Genomic DNA, 1,264 nt, shown 5'->3' with positions numbered 1-1,264 from the left:
CCGACTACGGCCTGGTCGCCGAGGAGTACGGCGGCGACACGCTGTTCGTCAACGTGTCGGCACGCGCCAACACCAATATCGACGGTCTGCTCGAAGGCATCCTGCTGACCGCCGACGCCGCACTCGACCTGCGGGCCAATCCCGACCAGGACGCGCAGGGCATCGTCATCGAGGCCCGGCTCGACCGCGGCCGCGGCCCGGTGGCCACGCTGCTCGTGCAGCGCGGCACGCTCAAGGTTGGCGACTCGGTGGTCGCCAGCGACGCCTACGGGCGGGTGCGCGCGATGCTCGACGAGAACGGCGACAACGTCGACGAAGCCGGTCCGTCGCGGCCGGTGCAGGTGCTGGGTCTGACGTCCGTGCCGGGTGCCGGCGATTCGTTCCTCGTCGTACGCGAGGACCGCGTCGCACGCCAGATTGCCGACCGTCGCGAGGCGCGCGAGCGCAACGCGCAGCTGGCGGCCGGTCGCCGTCGGGTGTCGCTCGACGACCTCGACAAGGCGTTGGCGGCGGGCGAGGTAGAGCAGCTCAACCTCATCATCAAGGGCGACGTGTCCGGTTCGGTCGAAGCCCTCGAGGACGCGCTGGTCAACATCGATCTCGGCGACGACGCCGACGAGGTCTCGCTGCGGGTCATCGGCCGCGGTGTCGGTGCCATCACCGAGAACGACATCAACCTCGCTGTCGCCTCGGACGCCGTCGTGATCGGCTTCAACGTGCGCCCGGAGGGCAAGGCGCGTGAAGTCGCCGAGCGCGAAGGCGTCGACATCCGCTACTACACGGTGATCTACCAGGCGATCGAAGAGATCGAGGCCGCGCTCAAGGGCATGCTCAAGCCCGAGTACGAAGAGGTGCAGCTCGGTACGGCCGAGGTGCGCGAACTCTTCCGGGTGCCGCGCATCGGCAATGTCGCGGGTTCGCTGGTGCGTACCGGCGTCATCCGGCGCAACAGCAAGGCGCGCCTCGTGCGCGACGGCACGGTCGTGGCCGACAACCTCACCGTCGAGTCGCTCAAGCGGTTCAAGGACGACGCGACCGAGGTCCGCGACGGCTTCGAGTGCGGTATCGGGCTCGGGTCGTTCAACGACATCAAGTTGGAGGACGTCATCGAGACGTTCGAGATGCGCGAGAAGCCTCGAACGTAGTTGGGACTGCCTACGTCGGGGTGGGCCCAGTTCGGGACGAAGAGCAAACACTCTTATGTTCGAACAGGGCCCACCCCGACATCAGCCCCCGGCTCGTTCGCCGCATAACGCGCAATTAG

1 protein-coding gene is annotated in these 1,264 nt (G+C 67.6%); it reads left to right on the top strand.

Going from position 1 to position 1,264, the window contains the following annotated elements; genetic code table 11:
* Positions 1-1,145: translation initiation factor IF-2 (gene infB, locus ACFFCN_RS15655; RefSeq protein ID WP_375493114.1), on the top strand; the 1,145-nt coding region annotated here is incomplete at its 5' end.
* Positions 1,146-1,264: the final 119 nt, after the last annotated feature.

This window comes from uncultured Jatrophihabitans sp., from assembly GCF_964246335.1.
In the GTDB taxonomy this organism is placed as follows: domain Bacteria; phylum Actinomycetota; class Actinomycetes; order Mycobacteriales; family Jatrophihabitantaceae; genus Jatrophihabitans.
The sequence above is the reverse complement of the archived record's forward strand: the minus strand, read 5'-3'. Positions and strand labels throughout refer to the sequence as shown.